Raw genomic sequence first — 18,704 nt, 5'->3', positions numbered from 1 at the left:
GGCACGATTTTTGCGCCATGAACTCCTATTTTTTGGGAGTACCTCGCATGAACCATGACCAGGAATCACCCGCTGTCGTCGATTTGGGTGAGGCGGTTCGGATGTTCCATCGCTTGGTCCCACCGGATGTCCTGCATGCTCAGAAACCGCCCACGCTCTCGACCGTGTTCACGCCTTGGGTCGTTGTCTGGCTGATGATCTATCAACGGTTGACCTGCAATGCAACGATGGCCACCGCTGTGGGAGAGTTGGCTCGATTAAGTGCAGATGTGCTCCCTGATAACAAGCGGGCCCGTGAGAAATCGTTCTCGGCCAACACGGGTGGGTTTTCGCGAGCGCGAGATCGGCTGCCCGTGGAGATGGCTCAACGGGCGGCTGACGAGGTTTCTGCAGCCTTAATCGCCAAGTCTCCGCCATCGGTGAAAGGGCGTAACGCGTTTCTTGTGGACGGTTCCACGCTCTCTTTGGCACCCACTGACGCCTTGCGCAAAACGTATCCGCCGGCCCGCAATCAACACGGAGAATCGCACTGGCCGATCCTCCACTTGGTAGCGGCCCACGAGTTATCCAGCGGTGTGACCGTGCGTCCGGAAGTGGGGGCAATGTATGGCCCGGCCGCGATTGGCGAAGTCCCATTGTCGGCCGGTTTGATGCCGCGACTTCCGGTCGGCTCCGTGTTGATCGCCGACCGGAATTTTGGCGTCTTCGCGTTCGCCTGGTTGGCCAACCAGGCGGGCCACGACTTCGTGTTGCGGTTGACTGAGAAGCGATTTCGGTCGATGGTGCGCCAAGGGAAAGCCCAGGGCAAGGACCAGTGGGAACTCACTTGGCAGCCCAACCGCTGGGAACGCAAGTCGAACCCACAATGGCCGGCCGATGCAACGTTGCGGGTGTGGTTGCACGAGGTTCGAATTTCCGAGAAGCTGACGCTGTGGCTTGTGAGTCGGCTCCCTGACGAGGGGTGCGAGCTCGCCGCGATCTATGGCCAGCGGCAAAATATCGAAACCGATCTGCGTGATTTGAAGCGGACGCTTCGCTTGGAAGAGATGCGTGGCCGATCCACGGAGATGGTCGCGAAGGAACTGGCCTCGGCGACAGTGGCCTATAACATGGCGAATCTGATTCGCCGGATGGCTGCGGCTCGGGTCGAGATCGCGCCGCGGCGATTGAGCTTCAACCGGGTATGGTCGTTAGTGAAGGTCTTGCTCTTGGAGTCGCTGGATACCACGGACCCCGCGAAGATCCAAGAGCGGATCGACTTGGTTCTGAGGATGTCTGGCCAGTGTAAGCTCGCGAATCGCCCTGGCCGACACTACCCGCGTGAGGTGATCGCCCGCCGCAGAAAATTCCCACTGCGACCACGCAAACGCGGTCTGAAATCGAGAAAGTAAGTGCCATTGGGCGGGTCGCCCGCGATCCCAGGGGGGGAAGGGACAACGACGGGGTCCCGCCACGATTTCGCCTGGCCAAAGACATGTTCCTCATGCTGTGGCATTGATCGTTGAGCCAGGTTCTTTTAGAGTCTCCTCGCCGTGCATCCTCCCGAGGCTCGGCCACCTGGTTTCAAGAGTGAGGACGGCCGTGGACACGCTCCAGACGGTTTTGGCGTTGATCGTGTTCGTCGGGTTGGTTTTGGTCTATCGAGAATTCCTCGGCAGCTTGCTACGGTTTCTCGGCGATCACCCGAGCCAGGCGATCATTCTGATCATCCTGTATGCGATCGTGTATGGGCAGATCGGGAATGCGCTCGGGATCCCTTACCTGTTCTGGAATGAGGAGCCGGTGACCCGGCTGTTCGCGGCGGCGGCGGCGACCTTGTTGCTGGCCGTGGTCGGGGTCAACACGTACTTCCTGATTCACGACGAACGGCATCAGGCCGGGATGTCGCGGGTCGACTCTTTTCTCCACAGGCGCTCGTTGCGCTGGCCGCTTACCTTTTGGGAGCGGAGCCGGGACGAGGCGGAAACGGCCTGGGAGCTGACCCGGTTCCTCCGGCTGGTCCGGCTGCCGTTCCTGGCGATCCTGGTCCTCCCGGCCGTGCTGCCGGGGGCCTGGTTCTGCTCGGGAGTGCCGAAGTACGCGCCGGTGGTGGACACGCTCCGCCAAACGCACGCCTGGTTCACCGGCGTGCCCGACGTGACCCGCAACCCCTGGGCCTGGCTGACCGGGGTGGTCGTCTGGTGCGGCGGGGTCGTCTTCGGCGTGGTCGTGGTGAAGGTCATCATCTATGTCGCCCCTTGGGTGACCCGAAAGGTCGCACGGCCGCTGGTGGCCTGGCTGTCGCGTCGAACGGAGGCGGTCGATGAGATAACCGCCATCGGCCTGCGCAAGCGGGTCACGCTGGCGACCTTCTTCCTCGTCGTGATCGCCGCCTATGCGCTGGCCGCCTCGCCCTTGTTCTATGAGCCGGACGCCGTGGGCCAGTGGCTCTGGCCCACCGGCTATGGGGGCTACGGCGGGTTCTCGCCGGCCTTCTGCATTTGTACGTTGCTGGGGATGGCGTCGCTGGTCACCGCCAGCATGTCCTTCGTCCGCCGACGGCTCCGGATCGTGCTGGTGCTGGGGGCCTTCGTCTGGATCGGCCTGGCCAACCGCGACGACTTCAAGCTCCGGTTCGAGCACATCTCGTACGCGACGAAGTCGAAGCTGCCGGAGAACACCGAGGAGAAGTTCGGCGACACGACTCCCGACCCGCACCTCGCCTCCAACGACCAGGCGCTGGGCCATTGGCTGGAGCACATCCACGAGCGCGAAGGGCGCGACAAGCCGAAGCTGGTCGTCGTCTGCGTGACCGGGGGCGCGATCCGGTCGGGCTACTGGAGCACGGTCGTGCTGAAGCGGCTCGGGGAAACGATCGAGTTGGACCGGTTCCACGACCACGTCCGGGTGATCGCCGGGTCTTCGGGGGGCATGGTGGGGGCAGCCTACTATGTCGCCTGGCTCCGGTCGGGCCGTGAGTTCGACCTTCGCAACGCGGTTCCGCTCCAGAGCCTCTGGCCCGTCGCGCGGCACATGACCTTGCGCGACCCGTTGAAGATGCTTCTCCCGTTCCGGCTCGGCGGGGGCGACCGGGGCATCGCCCTGGAGCAAGATTGGACGGTGCTCCGCAACCTCCGGTTCGCCGACCTCCGCACAGCCGAGGCGGAAGGGAAACTGCCCTCGCTGATCTTCTCGCCGATGTTGGTGGACGACGGCCGCCGCCTCCTCATCAGCAACCTCGACCTGCGACGGCTCTCCCCCCCGGGCCAGGTGCCCCGCGCCATGGCTCACACCCGGGGGAGCGCCCTGTCGGACAAGGGGACCGGCGGCGAGATGCGCCCCTACTCGCTCACGGCGACCGAGTACTACAAGATGTTCGCCGAGCAAGACCAGGGGCTCCAGCCGGACCCGGGCCTCCTGCTCTCGACGGCCGCCCGGATGAGCGCCAGCTTCCCGTTCATCTCCCCCGCCGTCAACCTGCCGAGCGACCCGCCCCTGCGCGTCGTGGACGCCGGCTACTACGACAACTACGGCGTCAACGTGGCGGCGGCCTGGATCGGGATGAACCGCGAGTGGCTGGCCGAAAACTGCTCGGGCGTCTTGCTCGTGCAGATCCGCGACTCGATGAACCGGCGCGAGCGTCTCGGCTACCCGACCCCCGTCACCAGCGCGATGGGGGAAGTCCTCAAGGGGTTCCAGTTCTTCACGAGCGTCACCGACGGAATCCTCGCAGCGCGCGTCTCGTCGTCGATGTTCCGCAACGACGCCCAGGTGGCCGCGCTCAGCGACGTCTTCGCAGGGTTGACGAAGAACCGGGCCTTCTTCACCACCGCCTTCTTCGAGAACTCGGCCAACGTCACGATCGACGAAGACCTGGAGCGTTGGCCCAACGATCAGCAAGCCAGCACCGACCCCTCGCAGATCGCGACCACCCAGGTCGCCATGTCGTGGTACCTGACCGTGGCCGAGCAGCTTGCCATGGACCGCGCCATCCCGAGCGATGCCGCCGCCGAAAAGGCCTTCGGCAATGTGGACCAGAAAACGAAGCGTGTGGAACGGCTCAACGCGCTGAAGAACGAAGCATTCAAAACCGTTTGGGCCCCCCGGCGCCAGGCGTACCTGTACCTCCAGTATGAGCGGGCCATGAACTACGAGCGCCTCCAAAGCCTGAAGGACTGGTGGGGGAAGGACCACTCATCCCCAGCCGCCAACCTTGCCATAACGGAGTGACGGGCGATCCGGCCGATATGAAAAAAAGCCGGGCGGCCCGGACAACGTGTTGCCCGCGATCGCGAAGCGACAAGAGTCGGCCCTCAAGCAGGGCGACGGGCCTGTCCCTCAGCCCGAGAACGAGGGCCCGGCGGTCCCCGATGCGCCTGGCTGGATGGAACGCATGGCCATGCCGGTCGCGAGTTGGGCGGCGCCGACCTCTGGGGAAGAATCGGCCGCCGACCATTTCGACATCCCGGTAGAGGGCGACCGACCAAGCGCGGAGACGAGCGAAGCGAAGGCCATCCCCCGGCCTGGTCCGTCACCGATCCCGATCTTCGGGCTTGGACTGGTGGGGCTCGCCCTCATCGGGCAGCGGCGACGCCGGAATTCCCAGCACAGATCGAGCGGCCCCCGGTCTCCCGTTTCCCGCGAGTCGACCCGCCTGCAAATCCGGCAATCGCTGCCGCACGCGGTCTCCCGGCAAAGGTATCAAGAGCAAGAAACGGGAGGGTGGGACGGGTTCCTTTCCTGCTTGTGAAGTGGACCGGTAGATCATGGTACGCATCCGATGCGTACCATTGTGCTCGTCGCGGAGGATCCGCCCGGCGTACCGGGAACGGGCCTGGGATCGTCGCAATGCGGCCGATCACAAGCAGATGAAATAGGGCTTGTACTTGTGGTTGCTGTCGTACTGCCAGTCCTTCCCGTCCACGATCCGACCGCTCTGCGGTTCCAGGATCTTGACGGTGCCGGTGTAGTCGACGAACACGTTGGCGACGTGCGAGTACGGCCCCGAGATCCCCCAGACGAAGCCGAGGGCGTAGGGCCTGACCACCGCCCCCCCCGCGGCCCGGTTGTCGTCGTAGGCCTGCTTCGACGCCGCCGCCTTCATGACATAGCCGAAGTCGTCACAATCGAAGACTTCCTTGACGTACCGGAAGTTGCCCAGGCCCGAGTTATTGTAGATCTGCGAGGCCTTCGCGGCGTGGACCAGCTCGTACTCGTCGTCGAGATTCCGAAAGGACATCTCATTGATGTCTGCGGAGGGCCACGTCTCCCTGAAGAGCGTGAAAAGGTCCGCCTTCCGGAGGTAGAACTTGCGAGCCGTCAGCGGGATCCTCCGGTAGGTTGTATTGCCGACGTAGGCCCAATTCCAACTGGCGGCGTCGCAGCAGAGGTACATATCCCCCCCGGCGATCTCGTAGCGGAGGTTGAAGTGGTCCCCGCTGGAATTCACCGCCTTCATCCGGGCGATCGGCGATTTGGCATAGCCCGGCTGCCCGTAGATCAGGTACTCATACTTGGTGGACGAGCCGTAGGCGTACAGGGCCACCTGCGAGTGGGGAGGCCCGAGATGCAGGGCCGCATATCCGGCAAGCGGGTTCATGCTGAACTGGGTGCCGAGGACGTAGCCGGCATAGTCTTCAAACTTACCGAAGAACATGTAATCCCAGTAGCTCTGACCGTAGTTGTCCGGGCATAAGATTCGATCATATTCATCGACGATCAGGTACGGAACATTCGGATCGATGGCAGACAGGGGGATCGGATCGCTGAACCTCGGCGTTATGCCGAGGCGCTGCGCCGTGGTCGGCTCCGGGACCTGCGGCCGGTCCTTGCGATCCCAGGGCTCCACCACCCTCGCCGGGCGAGGCTGGGCGACATTGTTCCGCACTTCTACCAAGATCTCATCCATCTCACAATTCCTTCCATAAGTGAAAATTGCGACAACACAAGCGAACACGAGATCCCATAGATTTTCCACCAATGCTCAGGAACTAATCCTGAGCAATTGATGAAGCCCATGGTCGCGTTGAAGCTCAAGGGCAGTGCGATGGTGGGCGTGAGGCGACCTCATGTCAAGTCCGTAGCGACCGCCAAAAAATCCTGACCGTCACGGATTTCGGGGAGATGGTGGCATCATGCTGACATGACAGGGCAAAACGGCCATAATCCCCAGTGTGCAAGGAAGGAGGTGGATCATGGCCGAAATGAGGAAATCTAACCACAAATGACACAAATCACACGAATGAAAAATCAAAAAAAGCTACTCTGAAACAATACCGAAACGCAACCAAAACCGATCTGCCGGCGATCATCGATATTGACAACCAAATCATGTGTCCCAATAACCTCGTATTGGATCCGGAGAACTCGGCCAACGTCACGATCGACGAGGACCCGGAGCGTTGGCCCAACGATCAGCAAGCCAGCGCCGACCCCTCACAGATCGCGACCACCCAGGTCGCCATGTCGTGGTACCTGACCGTGGCCGAGCAGCTTGCCATGGACCGCGCCATCCCGAGCGATGCCGCCACCGAAAAGGCCTTCGGCGATGTGGACCAGAAAACGAAGCGTGTGGAACGGCTCAACGCGCTGAAGAACGAGGCATTCAAAACCGTTTGGGCCCCCGACGCCAGGCCTACCTGTACCTCCAGTACGAGCGAGCCATGAACTACGAGCGTCTCCAAAGCCTGAAGGACTGGTAGGGGAAGGATCACTCGTCCCCGGCCGCCAATCCTTCCACAGCGGAGTGATACGCGAGCCACCGGTCTCGGACCTCTCCTCCTTGCTCTTGCTCGGCTTACGGGTAACCCGAAAGCCCAAGCCCCGGAGGAGCGACCGTTAATAGCCAGGGGTGAAACGCATACATTGGGCAGCCCCGGAGAGGCGACCGTTTCTAGCCAGGGGTGAAACCCCTGGAAAAGGTTCAACATATCAGGGTTCTGCAGCCCTGGAAGGGGCGACCGTCTGAATGTGCCCTACGCATTTAACGGTCGCCCCTTCCAGGGCTGCAATAAAATTCTGATATGAGTTTGCCATAATTCCAGGGGTTTCACCCCTGGCTAAAAACGGTCGCCCCTTCGGGGCTACAATCAACCCACCGGCAACCGCCTCAACGGAAAAACGTTTTCGCAATTCCGCACACTCTTACAAACACGCATACATTGGGCAGCCCCGGAGGGGCGACCGTTCATAGCCAGGGGTGAAACCCCTGGAAAAGGTTCGACATATCAGGGTTCCGCAGCCCCGAAGGGGCGACCGTTCGGGCGAGACCGGAGTGTTTGATGATCTGCCGGGTACACTGTGGTTCCGTATTCGGCCCCCATGCGGGAAAGCCCTGGCCAGGGCGCACGGGGTCCGAGCACGGAACCCGTGGCACCCCAACATCCTTTCATTTCCCGGTGAATCCTGACCTGCCGAGACAGACACGAAAACTAAGGTACTCGGCGGCCCGGCGTGTTCGACTTCAGCTTCGATAACCCCACCACGCCGCCCAGGATCACGCAGACTCCCACGAGGATCAATCGGCCAACCATTCGAACGGGCGAGACCACCCCCCATCCCCAGACCGCGCCGTCGATCACCGCCAAGAGATTCGCAATCCCGAACCCAGCGAGCGCCCCGCGAAGGCACGCCGCGATGTCCCAATTTCGCCGGCTCTCGAACCAGGCCGCGACCAGACCGATCGCAACCGCCAACGCAAAGCTCAAAAAACAAGTCATCCACAATTCATAGAAATCAAAACTATCCAAAGAAACTACATTAATCTTATCCGTCGTGATCTGCTGATACCATTGAACCAGAAGGCCCAGTGGATGGAACCGCGCCGTCACGACGAGATTCGCCATGACGATCCAAGCCAAGACGAAGACGATCAGGAACGTGTAGTGAAAGGCGCGAAGCGAGCGGACACAGATCAGCTTCCGGAAAATCACGACATCGATCGCCCCCAGAAAAACCCAGAGAGTGGGGAATCGAACCACCTCCAACGGCAACGCACGAAAGACCCCCAAATTCACGGCGGCCAGCGCGACGAACGCCATCACCTGGGCAATCGAGGCCCGCTCGACGAACATAAGGGCACAGCCCCCCTGAGCCGCCGTGATCGGGAAACAGAAACAGGCGGACGCTAATCTCTCACATTTGCCAAAGGACAGCACGGACTCAGGCTGACGCAAGCGTTCAGCCCCCAAGAACAGACGCTAAGGCGTGCTTGGCCCCTTGGACCGCAAGACCTGCCTCCGCGCACTCCGTTCCCTCAGCGAGCAAGACGTCATCACAGCAAGGAACAAGACGAGGACCCAAGGGAGATACTGAGGCTCGTCCGCGAGCCAGATCCCCGGAGGTCGCGTAATGCGTAGGCCGGGCCGGAGGATGTGAAGGGCGGCCAACGCGACCAGGCTACTGACACCGCACGTCGCCAGGAGGGCTTGCAAAGCCGGGTACGGCGGGAGTCGGTCGCGACCTCGCCACAACCAGGCGCCGATGGCGTTGGCGACCGCGAAGCAAGCCAGCCAGACACACGCGACGTCAAGGGCATACGGCACGAGCACGACGCCCCCGACAAGCATCCAGACAGTGCTGCCGAGTTGACCGCCAAACCAGCCCCCCCGGTTCCATTGAAAGCAGCCGGGGCCTGGCAACGGCTCTTTGGCCTCCATCGTTTTCCTCTCCTGGGCCTTTACGGCATCGTGTGTGACCTTCTCAACCTCGATTGTACACGCAAAGCCCCGGAACACCGACAGACGGACAAACCTGGGAAACCGCGCCGGGGGTTCTGCCCGAAAGCTTCGTCAAACCCGCAATGACCGTTTGAATGATTGATGGCCGATATGCAAGCAGGATTGATGGCTTGCCGTAGAGGGAAACGGTCGAGTTGACCGTGCTTGCAATAAGATAGGTCACGGGAGAGGCTCATGGGGGGCCGATGTCTTTTTTCAACAAGTGAGTTGCATCTTCTCCCCCCCACCTGACGCATGGAGTCACAAGCATAACGATAGGGCCGTTTCGAGAAGCAGGGGCTCCGTTATCACAATTTTGAATTCGAGATCCCCTTTCTTATTATCAATCATGACAAACTCAAGCACTCAACCTTGCGTCGAACGGCTCGAGGCGAGGCTGGTCCTTTCGGCCTCGGTCGACGTGGACTCTCTCGCAGAGTTGAAGGGGCTGCCGACTCCCGCGATTGAGGTGCACCACCTGGCTTCGGTGAGAGATCTGGGGGACCTGCCCCCGGCAGCTTCCACAGCGCCGATCAAGGCGACAGCCTGGATCGCCCCCAGCGAGTCGGTCACGTTCCGGTTCGAGGCCACCTTCGCCGCCGACTACATCCTGTTCTTCCGCTACCTGGGCGATCGCGTGGCCTTGAGCGCACGCACACCCGGCGGCACCGTCGAGATTCCCCACGGCCCGGCGGGCCCGTTCTCGGCCGTCCCCCTGTCACTGGCACCCGGGGAGTACTTCGTCACGGCGCTCGCCGAAGGCCAGGAGTCGATCTTCGTCGACTGGGATCTGGTCTTATCGAACGGGGTCGGCCAGGACACCGCGGTCAACTTGGCGGTGGCCGACACCACCGCCACGCTGGCGGCCCCTGCGCGGGCAATTGCGCCGAATCCGTCGCCAGCGAGCCCGATCGGCTCGGTCTCCTCGGTCCACGCAGACGAGACCCCTGAATCTCCGGTCCTGGCAGCCCCCCCCAGCCTGGGCCAGGGCCTCACACTCGGCCTGGGGGGAACGCTGATCGGCCGCCCGGTGCCCGATGCGCAACGGGTGCCGGCGGTCGGCCCCGGGGTGCGCGGGGGCACGGTCGCGTTGGCGTCCGTCGGGGAAGACCTCCTCACGGGGATCAACTACGGCCGAGCGGCCCCCGAGCAGAACAACGGGCCTGCTGCCCCTCAGCCCGAGAACGAGGGCACGGCGGTCCCCGAAGCGCCTGGCTGGATGGAACACGTGGCCATGCGGGTCGCGAGCTGGGCGACGCCAACTTCCGGGGAGGAGCCGGCCGCCGGCCGTTTCGGCCTCCCGGCAGAGAGAGACCGCCCGGCCGCATTGGCGAGCGAGGAGACGAGCGAAGCGGAGGCAGGCCCCTGGCCTGCGTCACCGATCCCGATCGTCGGGCTTGGGTTGGTGGGGCTGGCCCTCATCGGGCAGCGGCAGCGCCGGAATTCCCAGCGCAGGTCCGGCGGACTCCGGCCTCCCGTTTCCCGCAAGTCGACCCGCCTGCAAATCTGGTAAATCGCTGCCGCACGCGATCTCCCGGAATGACCAGGCCGCCGTGCGGGCCGACCCTGGCGATCGTGATCCCGACGACCCGGCCGGTGAGATCCACCAGGGGCCCCCCGCACTCGGTGGAATCGAAAGGCAAGGCGCACTCGATGACCGTGGGAAAGCCGTCCGACCGGTCGTTCTGATCGGTCCCACGGGGTTCCGATGCCAGGGGGAGTTGCAGCTCCATCCACTTTCCGGCCCGTTCAAGCTGGACCGGCACAACGTCGCCAGCGCGTCGTTGCTTCACCGCTTCGAGCAGGTCTTCTTTGACCTGGATGCGCCTGCCGTTGATCGCGAACAACCGATCCGCAGGCCGGACGCCAGCCGACCAGGCCCGCCCCCGAACGCCCCCCACATGATAGACCGTCGAGCGGGATAGGCCGAACGCAGCACGCAACGAGTAACCAGGAATCGGCCGCATATCTCCATAGATAGGGGGGCGGCCGGCGGCGCGCCGCAAGGGGAGCGTCTCGGTCGAACGCACGTCGCGACGCGGCACGCTGACGATGCCGACGGCCACGTGCATACGCCCCCTTTCACGCCGACCGCCGACAAGTCTCAACGCCCATCCTTTGAGCCTACACGGGGCCTATTCCGCAAACCACCCAGCCGGCAGGCCCTCCCCTCCCCCTCTTGGGACCGATCACGACTCCTTCCGGCTCACCTTCCTTCGGGATAACGGCCACCAACTCCGCGTCGATTCCTGAGGATGAGACTGAGCCACCGTCGTCCCCGGCGCCGTTTCCGTCTTGGCGGATCGGTTCGGACCGACCGCCCCTGCGCACTCCGGCAAAGCGGCAACCACGGCATACCCTCCGAGGAAACGGTCGAGGTCGGCCACGAGTTCTCCGACATGGGGGTAGCGGTCTTCGGCCCGGTAGCGCAGGCATTGGTTGCAGATCGCCTCCAGCTCGCTGGAGACGCGGGTGCGCGACGGCAAGGGATAATGAACGCCGGCCTCATACTGGATCACCGCGTTGGGCCTGTGTCCCACGAGCATTTGGTACATGGTCACGCCCAGCGCATAGAGATCGGCCCGGGGCCCCGTGGAGTCGGTATTCCCGCACATTTGCTCGGGCGCCATGTACTCCGGCGTGCCGAGGATCGCGCCGAAGCGGGTCAGATTCTCCAAGGGGGGCGCCGTCGCAGGCAGAGGCTGACGGACCTGCTCCAGCCACTCCGCCACGTACTGGGAAACCGCAACATGGGATTCGTCGGGCGACCGATGCTCATGCGTCGCTTCTTCCCACAGGCTTCGAATCGCCGGGGCAATCACCTGGTCAAAGTTCAGTTCGGCTTTGCCCTCAGAGGCAGGCTGCCTGCGAAACGAATGCCGACATTGTGAATTCGGATAATGTTCGGATGAGCAAGACAAGCGACGGCCCCAGCCTCAATGCGGAAGCGTGCCAGTTGAGTAAAGTCAGCCTCGCGGCCCCCCCGATGAACTTGAGGACGACGGAACGATTCCGGCTCTCCTGACGGGCAAGATAGGCGACCCCCATCCCGCCGCGCCCCAGCTCACGCTCCACCTGAAACCCTGGAATCTGCGGCAAAAGTGCTGAGATGTTCCGCATGAGAATTCAAAATGCCGATGCGATTTCTGCCATCTGCTTGATTATAGTGGTTTGCATGCAGCACGGCATCGAGAAAATTCAACCCGAAAAAAATTCAGGGCTCGCCAGCGGATACTCACAAACAAACGGTAGGGAACGGGAAAAAATTTAACCACGAATGACACGAATGACACGAATGACACAAATAAAATCAATGATTTAAAATCACCAAATTATATTGCTTTTTAATTCGTGTCATTTGTGTCATTCGTGGTTAAATTCCCCTCTTCTTGGAGTCGTCTCTCCGCTCCCTTTGAGATCGCTTGGACGGTTGACCGACACCGACTCGCCCTTTTTTTTCCGGAAAATGCGAAGTGGCGGCGATTTTCAAAACCGCCAGGCCATCTCGACCCACTACATTGAAGACTTTCCTGAGTCCTTGAGGGTCTGTTCGTGCGACCAGTGCAACGCGGCGAAGTCCAACGGCAGCTCCACGCGCTCTTCCGCTCCGGAACGCTGCTTGCCGGGCTGAGCGACGGGCAGTTGCTCGAGCGGTTCACAACCAGGGGCGATGAAGAAGACGCGGAACGGGCGTTCGCAACGCTGGTCGAGCGCCACGGCCCGATGGTGCTTCGGGTCTGCCGGCGCATTCTCTGTGACGCCCACGACGCGGAGGACGCCTTCCAGGCCACATTCCTCGTCCTGGCGCGCAAGGCCGGTTCGATCCAACGGCGGAACTCGGTCGGCAGTTGGCTCCACGGAGTCGCCCTCCGGGTCGCGGCCGAGGCACGCTCCGCCACGGCCCGACGGCAGGCGCACGAACGGAAAGCGGCGGAGTTGCAGCAGAGGGCGGAACCCGTGACACCGGCCGAGAGCGACGACCTGGGCGGAGTCGTGGACGAGGAGATCGGCCGGCTCCCGGAACGCCTTCGGGAGGCGATCGTCCTCTGCTACCTCGAGGGCCGCACCTGCGAGGAGGCCGCCGCCCAGCTCGGCTGGCCGGTCGGGACCGTCAAGACCCGGCTGGCCAAGGCACGCGCCCAATTGGGCCCCCAACTCATCCGGCGCGGAGTGGCCCCGTTGGCCGCGATGGCCCTGGCCTCTTCCGAAGCCGCCGCATTCGTGGTGGTCCCAACCACCCTCGGAGAGTCCACAATCCGCGCAGCCTCGTGGTTCGCGGGAACTCAGGCAACGATCCAGGCCGGGACGGTCTCGGCATCGGTGATTACCTTAGCGGAAAGGGGAATCAGGAACATGCGTATCGCCAAGCTGAAACTGGTCGCAGGCCTCCTGTCGACAGCAGGAGCCCTCACAATCGGAACGGGACTATTCTTGCATCAAACGTGGGGTGCGCAGTTCGGGTCCGGTGCTCCAATCCCGCCGGCCGTGCCGGTCGCGCCGGCTACACCGGTCCCGCCGGTCCCACCAACCCCACCGGCCGCGCCCCTCACTCCACTTCCACCGTACTCTCCAGCACAGGACCTGGACCAACCGCTCGCCCAGCAGGTCCCCCCGCTCTCTCCTCGTCCGCGGTGGGAGTATCGAACCCAAGTCGGCGAGAACATCGGCGAGTTCAATCGTCTCGGCAATGAGGGCTGGGAGCTTTGTGGTGTGCTTGAGAGAACGACTCCCCAAAGCCCAACATTCATCTTCAAACGGCAATCCGGCGTCGCGAAGCCCCCGGTTGTCCAAACCACCGAGCCAATTCCCAAGCCTGCCGCTTTCTAAGCACAACCCCTCCCCTCCAGCCGAAGGAAGAGTCCCCCCCTGCCTTCTCTCGGGCGACCCGGACCTTTCGTCGTCCAGGCCGCCCATCAAAACCGACCGAGCCCGCCCTTTCTGGTTGCACGCAACGGCCTCAAGCGGCCGACCGGTCACCGATGCAATCCGCGAAGCAGTCGAGCGAAGCGCCCCTCAAAAAACGAGGAAACATAACCACGAATGACACAAATCACACGAATGAAAAATCAAAAAAAATCACCCTAATCAATAATCACAATTTTTATTCTTATTCGTGTCATTCGTTTCGTTCGTGGTTCAATCCCCTCCCATTCCCAAGCGTTTGCCCTTAGCTTGCACGGAAGTCGTTCGGCAAAACCCTTCGAGCCGATCCGCGAACGCCTCCCGACCGATCGCGGTGAATCAAGCAGCCCATCATTGCCAGGTATCTTGGATCCGAACAGAATCACCACAAGAGACGGAAACAGCCGTCACGCGTGCCCCAATCACCTCTCATTGATCCGGAAAACCTTGACGTGGGTCACGGGCGGAGAAGATACTCCTTCGTGACGGCAAGGACGAATCTTCGACCAGGATCGGAGGGGGGAGAAGCAAAGCCCGGCCACCATCCGGCCAGCCTCGGCGAACCTCAGTCGCATCGACTCACGACTCATGGGTGCCTCAGCGTCTGGCCGCACCTGGGAGCGCCCCCCAAGGGCCCCAGCGCAGTCCTTATTTGCAAGGCCGACAGCCGCGAGCACATGGGTCATGAAATCGGCCCCTTCGCACCAATCAGCGTCAAGCTCTTTGACAATCAGGAGTTAGATCAAAAATCACCGTCAACCCCCTCTCGCGTGCCCGAAACCGGTTCCCCAAAAGCCGTTCGGGCAACGTGACTTATCAACATGCCCGAGTGATCGAGCCATTCGAAGCCACCTCTCGCGGGATCGTGGTTAACCCCCTTTCCCCCAAGAGGATCGATCGCCGGCCGTCTTCCACGGCTTCCGAGCCGTGGCCCCATTGAAGCGTGGCGTCTGGGCTGCAAACCATCGAGAACGCCGCGTCTTCCACGGCTTCCGAGCCGTGGCCCCATTGAAGCCTTTGCGGCCTCGGTGGCGTCCCAGGTGGCGTCCCGTCTTCCACGGCTTCCGAGCCGTGGCCCCATTGAAGCTTCGCTACCTTGTTAGGGAAATAGATTCGCCCGCTCGTCTTCCACGGCTTCCGAGCCGTGGCCCCATTGAAGCACCCTGGGGAAAGCCGGTCCTGCCACTACTGTCCCGGTCTTCCACGGCTTCCGAGCCGTGGCCCCATTGAAGCAACCTGGTATGTCGAACCGGCCACATAGCCGTTGGCGTCTTCCACGGCTTCCGAGCCGTGGCCCCATTGAAGCGCCATCGGTCGTCACCACAATGCGCCCCTCCGCGACCTGGCGTCTTCCACGGCTTCCGAGCCGTGGCCCCATTGAAGCCCGAAGGTGCTGCCCGGCAGGAACTGCTCGCCGAGGCGTCTTCCACGGCTTCCGAGCCGTGGCCCCATTGAAGCATGTGGCCGCCGATTCCGAGCGACCTCATCCGGTGAAGTCTTCCACGGCTTCCGAGCCGTGGCCCCATTGAAGCGGGGTTGCTGTTCTCTTGTTCCCTTCCGGGCCCACCCGGGTCTTCCACGGCTTCCGAGCCGTGGCCCCATTGAAGCGAAGGGGACGCCGGAACCCCTTCGGGAACCAACACGTCTTCCACGGCTTCCGAGCCGTGGCCCCATTGAAGCTCGGGAGGCGCAGGATCAGGAGCGGCCGGCAAGGCGAGTCTTCCACGGCTTCCGAGCCGTGGCCCCATTGAAGCTTGCTCGTGCAAGTGTCGTCACCTTCGTCCCAGTCCGTCTTCCACGGCTTCCGAGCCGTGGCCCCATTGAAGCCCTCAGTGTCGAACACCCCGACCACGGCCTCGGGGGTGTCTTCCACGGCTTCCGAGCCGTGGCCCCATTGAAGCAAAGGCCGACCTCGCCCTTGCCGCAAGTACTGCGGGGTCTTCCACGGCTTCCGAGCCGTGGCCCCATTGAAGCGTCTCTCGTGTCGCCAGTCCGTTGCTCATGACGCCTTCGCGTCTTCCACGGCTTCCGAGCCGTGGCCCCATTGAAGCTCGGCATCCCGGCGGCGACGTGCATCCCGGCCGCGACGTCTTCCACGGCTTCCGAGCCGTGGCCCCATTGAAGCAGAGACCTGCCCAAGCCGGGCGATTTCAGCAAGAGTAGTCTTCCACGGCTTCCGAGCCGTGGCCCCATTGAAGCACTAAATCGGGCGATCATGTCTTACGACGGCTCATCAAGTCTTCCACGGCTTCCGAGCCGTGGCCCCATTGAAGCTGATCCCTTGGGGACCGCGATTTGGATTGGGGCTGTGTCTTCCACGGCTTCCGAGCCGTGGCCCCATTGAAGCACTTCCTGTTCGCGCAAACACTCCAGCACGATCGGCGGTCTTCCACGGCTTCCGAGCCGTGGCCCCATTGAAGCTCTCGCCCGTCCCGAACGACTCCGTTCCGTGGTCACACGTCTTCCACGGCTTCCGAGCCGTGGCCCCATTGAAGCGGGCTTGCCGTTCTGGCCGTGGGCCGGGTTGTTCCGGTCTTCCACGGCTTCCGAGCCGTGGCCCCATTGAAGCCCCACCGCACATGGTCAACGTGTATACCGGGTCCGATGTCTTCCACGGCTTCCGAGCCGTGGCCCCATTGAAGCTTCCGGTGCCCTGCCTGGTCTTTTGACCGGTAATCGGGTCTTCCACGGCTTCCGAGCCGTGGCCCCATTGAAGCGTCGGTCCCCTACTTCGTACCCGACGAATCAGCCCCGTCTTCCACGGCTTCCGAGCCGTGGCCCCATTGAAGCTGCGAATTCCCCATAAATTTGTAGTCAAATTAGTTGAGTCTTCCACGGCTTCCGAGCCGTGGCCCCATTGAAGCCATCCGGACAGCGGAGATCGGCACGCGGGCCGCCTCGAGGTCTTCCACGGCTTCCGAGCCGTGGCCCCATTGAAGCCACGATCTGGGCCGTCGGGACGAGTGTGCGATTCACGTCTTCCACGGCTTCCGAGCCGTGGCCCCATTGAAGCCGGTAGAGAGTCTGTGGGCGTCGAGTTTCGACCGGCCAAGTCTTCCACGGCTTCCGAGCCGTGGCCCCATTGAAGCTCGTCCTCGACCCACACAGCGACGTCACTCCCGCCGTCTTCCACGGCTTCCGAGCCGTGGCCCCATTGAAGCTGATCCCTTGGGGACCGCGATTTGGATTGGGGCTGTGTCTTCCACGGCTTCCGAGCCGTGGCCCCATTGAAGCACTTCCTGTTCGCGCAAACACTCCAGCACGATCGGCGGTCTTCCACGGCTTCCGAGCCGTGGCCCCATTGAAGCATAGCTGACCGCGTAGTACCGACCGATCTCGGGGTCGTCTTCCACGGCTTCCGAGCCGTGGCCCCATTGAAGCTAGTCGGTGTGCCGTTCGCCCGGCGTCGGCATCCAGGTCTTCCACGGCTTCCGAGCCGTGGCCCCATTGAAGCTCGAGGAGTTTCTTAAAGCCCTCGGAGGTGTCGGCAACGTCTTCCACGGCTTCCGAGCCGTGGCCCCATTGAAGCAAGTTGTACTCCGAAATTCTCAACGACCGGAAGGTTGTCTTCCACGGCTTCCGAGCCGTGGCCCCATTGAAGCAGTTCGCGGCCGTCAAGCGCGGCTCTAATCGCAATGTCTTCCACGGCTTCCGAGCCGTGGCCCCATTGAAGCATTCCGCAGCCGCAGTCACCGAATTCCATCTCGGATCGTCTTCCACGGCTTCCGAGCCGTGGCCCCATTGAAGCCTTGCCCCTTGTCGATGTAAGACCGGGCTAGTCCTTGTCTTCCACGGCTTCCGAGCCGTGGCCCCATTGAAGCGGCATAGCTCTGCATCTGCTTGGCCTTGGACGGATCAAGTCTTCCACGGCTTCCGAGCCGTGGCCCCATTGAAGCGAGCGCTGCAGCTACCTGTTCGCCTAGGGTTTTTCCGTCTTCCACGGCTTCCGAGCCGTGGCCCCATTGAAGCTACATTTTAACATTCTAAGAATCCTTGGGGGTTTCTCGTCTTCCACGGCTTCCGAGCCGTGGCCCCATTGAAGCTCCCATGATTACTTGATTGTTAACATCCATCCCCCAGTCTTCCACGGCTTCCGAGCCGTGGCCCCATTGAAGCCGATCACAGCCGCTTCGCGACTGCCTCGATCGTCCCGTCTTCCACGGCTTCCGAGCCGTGGCCCCATTGAAGCCCGAACTGGCCGGCGTCGACGACCACGGACGGCAGGTCTTCCACGGCTTCCGAGCCGTGGCCCCATTGAAGCGCTTCCATGGCCGCCCGCGTTCGAGCCAGCTCGCGGGTCTTCCACGGCTTCCGAGCCGTGGCCCCATTGAAGCGTCACTCGGAAAGTCACTCGGCCCGCACTTGTTATCGTCTTCCACGGCTTCCGAGCCGTGGCCCCATTGAAGCTCCTCGCTGGTGGCGCCAGCGATCGCGGAGAGCAGGGTCTTCCACGGCTTCCGAGCCGTGGCCCCATTGAAGCCCGCAGGCAGTCAAATTTAGCCTGATTTGAGCCCTTGGTCTTCCACGGCTTCCGAGCCGTGGCCCCATTGAAGCTTCTCTGCCGTCGCTCTAACGCGAGGCTGGATACTGTCTTCCACGGCTTCCGAGCCGTGGCCCCATTGAAGCGATCGAGATTTCGGCCCCGTCCTCTCTCTCCCAAGTGAAGTCTTCCACGGCTTCCGAGCCGTGGCCCCATTGAAGCGGGGAAGTCAGTGACGGTAATCGCGCCACTGTAGGACGTCTTCCACGGCTTCCGAGCCGTGGCCCCATTGAAGCGGATCTCAGGCGTGAGCGAACTCACGCACGTCGGGCGTCTTCCACGGCTTCCGAGCCGTGGCCCCATTGAAGCAAGCTTGGCCTGGTCCGGTCACCGTGCCCCTGGGCGCGTCTTCCACGGCTTCCGAGCCGTGGCCCCATTGAAGCCGGTGATTGCGAGAGTGTGCGAATTCCGCAAGCCGCTGTCTTCCACGGCTTCCGAGCCGTGGCCCCATTGAAGCTGGTCCGAAGTCGCGTGGTGCCCTGGTCTCGATCCGTCTTCCACGGCTTCCGAGCCGTGGCCCCATTGAAGCCACTCCATTGCCGAGAACGCTTCCTGGACGATAAAGT

At 62.6% G+C, this 18,704-nt stretch carries 12 protein-coding genes and 1 CRISPR repeat array (1 of these 13 cut by a window edge); of the genes, 6 read left to right on the top strand and 6 right to left on the bottom strand.

Annotation, left to right across the window (positions count from 1 at the left end):
• The first annotated feature begins 47 nt into the window (after positions 1 to 47).
• From SINAC_RS20985 to SINAC_RS20975, 3 genes are all read left to right on the top strand, one after another.
• Entirely contained in the window at positions 48 to 1,391 is a 1,344-nt protein-coding gene (locus SINAC_RS20985) for an IS4 family transposase (RefSeq protein WP_015243913.1), read from the top strand.
• A gap of 190 nt (positions 1,392 to 1,581) precedes the next feature.
• Positions 1,582 to 4,209, top strand: coding sequence for a patatin-like phospholipase family protein (locus SINAC_RS20980; protein WP_015247599.1), 2,628 nt, complete (start codon positions 1,582 to 1,584; stop codon positions 4,207 to 4,209).
• Between the two features lie 46 nt (positions 4,210 to 4,255).
• Positions 4,256 to 4,729 (top strand): hypothetical protein, encoded by a 474-nt coding sequence (locus SINAC_RS20975; protein ID WP_015247598.1) that lies wholly within the window; start codon positions 4,256 to 4,258, stop codon positions 4,727 to 4,729.
• Between the two features lie 108 nt (positions 4,730 to 4,837).
• Here the strand turns inward: SINAC_RS20975 and SINAC_RS20970 are convergent, their stop codons facing one another.
• Positions 4,838 to 5,887 (bottom strand): lectin MOA-related protein, encoded by a 1,050-nt coding sequence (locus SINAC_RS20970; RefSeq protein ID WP_015247597.1) that lies wholly within the window; start codon positions 5,885 to 5,887, stop codon positions 4,838 to 4,840.
• A 422-nt stretch (positions 5,888 to 6,309) separates the two neighbouring features.
• Between SINAC_RS20970 and SINAC_RS20965 the strand changes: the two genes are divergently transcribed.
• The gene (locus SINAC_RS20965; RefSeq protein ID WP_015247595.1) at positions 6,310 to 6,645 is read left to right on the top strand and encodes a hypothetical protein; all 336 of its coding nucleotides are present in this window, start codon (positions 6,310 to 6,312) and stop codon (positions 6,643 to 6,645) included.
• Positions 6,646 to 7,409: 764 nt separating this feature from the next.
• On the opposite strand, the gene SINAC_RS20960 is transcribed toward SINAC_RS20965, so the two are convergent.
• Both SINAC_RS20960 and SINAC_RS20955 read right to left on the bottom strand, forming a co-directional pair.
• A complete protein-coding gene (locus SINAC_RS20960) occupies positions 7,410 to 8,051 on the bottom strand; it encodes a hypothetical protein (RefSeq protein ID WP_015247594.1) in 642 nt (213 codons plus the stop codon).
• A 126-nt stretch (positions 8,052 to 8,177) separates the two neighbouring features.
• Positions 8,178 to 8,636: a hypothetical protein gene (locus SINAC_RS20955; protein ID WP_015247593.1), complete on the bottom strand. Its 459-nt coding sequence runs from the start codon at positions 8,634 to 8,636 to the stop codon at positions 8,178 to 8,180.
• Positions 8,637 to 9,117: 481 nt separating this feature from the next.
• Here SINAC_RS20955 and SINAC_RS41280 point away from each other — a divergent pair, with 481 nt between their 5' ends.
• Positions 9,118 to 10,209, top strand: coding sequence for a hypothetical protein (locus SINAC_RS41280; RefSeq protein ID WP_244884894.1), 1,092 nt, complete (start codon positions 9,118 to 9,120; stop codon positions 10,207 to 10,209).
• Here the strand turns inward: SINAC_RS41280 and SINAC_RS41275 are convergent.
• The 3 genes from SINAC_RS41275 to SINAC_RS20940 all read right to left on the bottom strand — a co-directional run bounded on the left by SINAC_RS41275 (position 10,115) and on the right by SINAC_RS20940 (position 11,816).
• Positions 10,115 to 10,768 (bottom strand): PDZ domain-containing protein, encoded by a 654-nt coding sequence (locus SINAC_RS41275; RefSeq protein ID WP_015247591.1) that lies wholly within the window; start codon positions 10,766 to 10,768, stop codon positions 10,115 to 10,117. The two genes, SINAC_RS41280 and SINAC_RS41275, sit on opposite strands and share 95 nt — an antisense overlap.
• 117 nt (positions 10,769 to 10,885) lie before the next feature.
• Positions 10,886 to 11,518 (bottom strand): serine/threonine protein kinase, encoded by a 633-nt coding sequence (locus SINAC_RS20945; RefSeq protein WP_020467538.1) that lies wholly within the window; start codon positions 11,516 to 11,518, stop codon positions 10,886 to 10,888.
• Between the two features lie 28 nt (positions 11,519 to 11,546).
• A complete protein-coding gene (locus tag SINAC_RS20940) occupies positions 11,547 to 11,816 on the bottom strand; it encodes a hypothetical protein (protein ID WP_026012191.1) in 270 nt (89 codons plus the stop codon).
• A 432-nt stretch (positions 11,817 to 12,248) separates the two neighbouring features.
• On the opposite strand from SINAC_RS20940, the gene SINAC_RS40950 reads away from it, so the two are divergent.
• Positions 12,249 to 13,523, top strand: coding sequence for an RNA polymerase sigma factor (locus tag SINAC_RS40950; protein WP_015247590.1), 1,275 nt, complete (start codon positions 12,249 to 12,251; stop codon positions 13,521 to 13,523).
• A gap of 981 nt (positions 13,524 to 14,504) precedes the next feature.
• A CRISPR array of direct repeats spans positions 14,505 to 18,704; the repeat unit is 37 nt; unit sequence GTCTTCCACGGCTTCCGAGCCGTGGCCCCATTGAAGC; it runs 1,277 nt beyond the window's last position.

Origin of the sequence: Singulisphaera acidiphila DSM 18658 (assembly GCF_000242455.2) — a bacterium.
GTDB classification, from domain to species: domain Bacteria; phylum Planctomycetota; class Planctomycetia; order Isosphaerales; family Isosphaeraceae; genus Singulisphaera; species Singulisphaera acidiphila.
Note: the sequence above shows the minus strand (reverse complement) of the source record. Positions and strands in the feature narration are given on the sequence as shown.

Coding starts and splice junctions, on each gene's coding strand:
- SINAC_RS20985 (WP_015243913.1), top strand. CDS start 48: ATGAACCATGACCAGGAATCACCCGCTGTCGTCGATTTGGGTGAGGCG.
- SINAC_RS20970 (WP_015247597.1), bottom strand. CDS start 5,887: ATGGATGAGATCTTGGTAGAAGTGCGGAACAATGTCGCCCAGCCTCGC.
- SINAC_RS20965 (WP_015247595.1), top strand. CDS start 6,310: ATGTGTCCCAATAACCTCGTATTGGATCCGGAGAACTCGGCCAACGTC.
- SINAC_RS20960 (WP_015247594.1), bottom strand. CDS start 8,051: ATGTTCGTCGAGCGGGCCTCGATTGCCCAGGTGATGGCGTTCGTCGCG.
- SINAC_RS20955 (WP_015247593.1), bottom strand. CDS start 8,636: ATGGAGGCCAAAGAGCCGTTGCCAGGCCCCGGCTGCTTTCAATGGAAC.
- SINAC_RS41275 (WP_015247591.1), bottom strand. CDS start 10,768: ATGCACGTGGCCGTCGGCATCGTCAGCGTGCCGCGTCGCGACGTGCGT.
- SINAC_RS20940 (WP_026012191.1), bottom strand. CDS start 11,816: ATGCGGAACATCTCAGCACTTTTGCCGCAGATTCCAGGGTTTCAGGTG.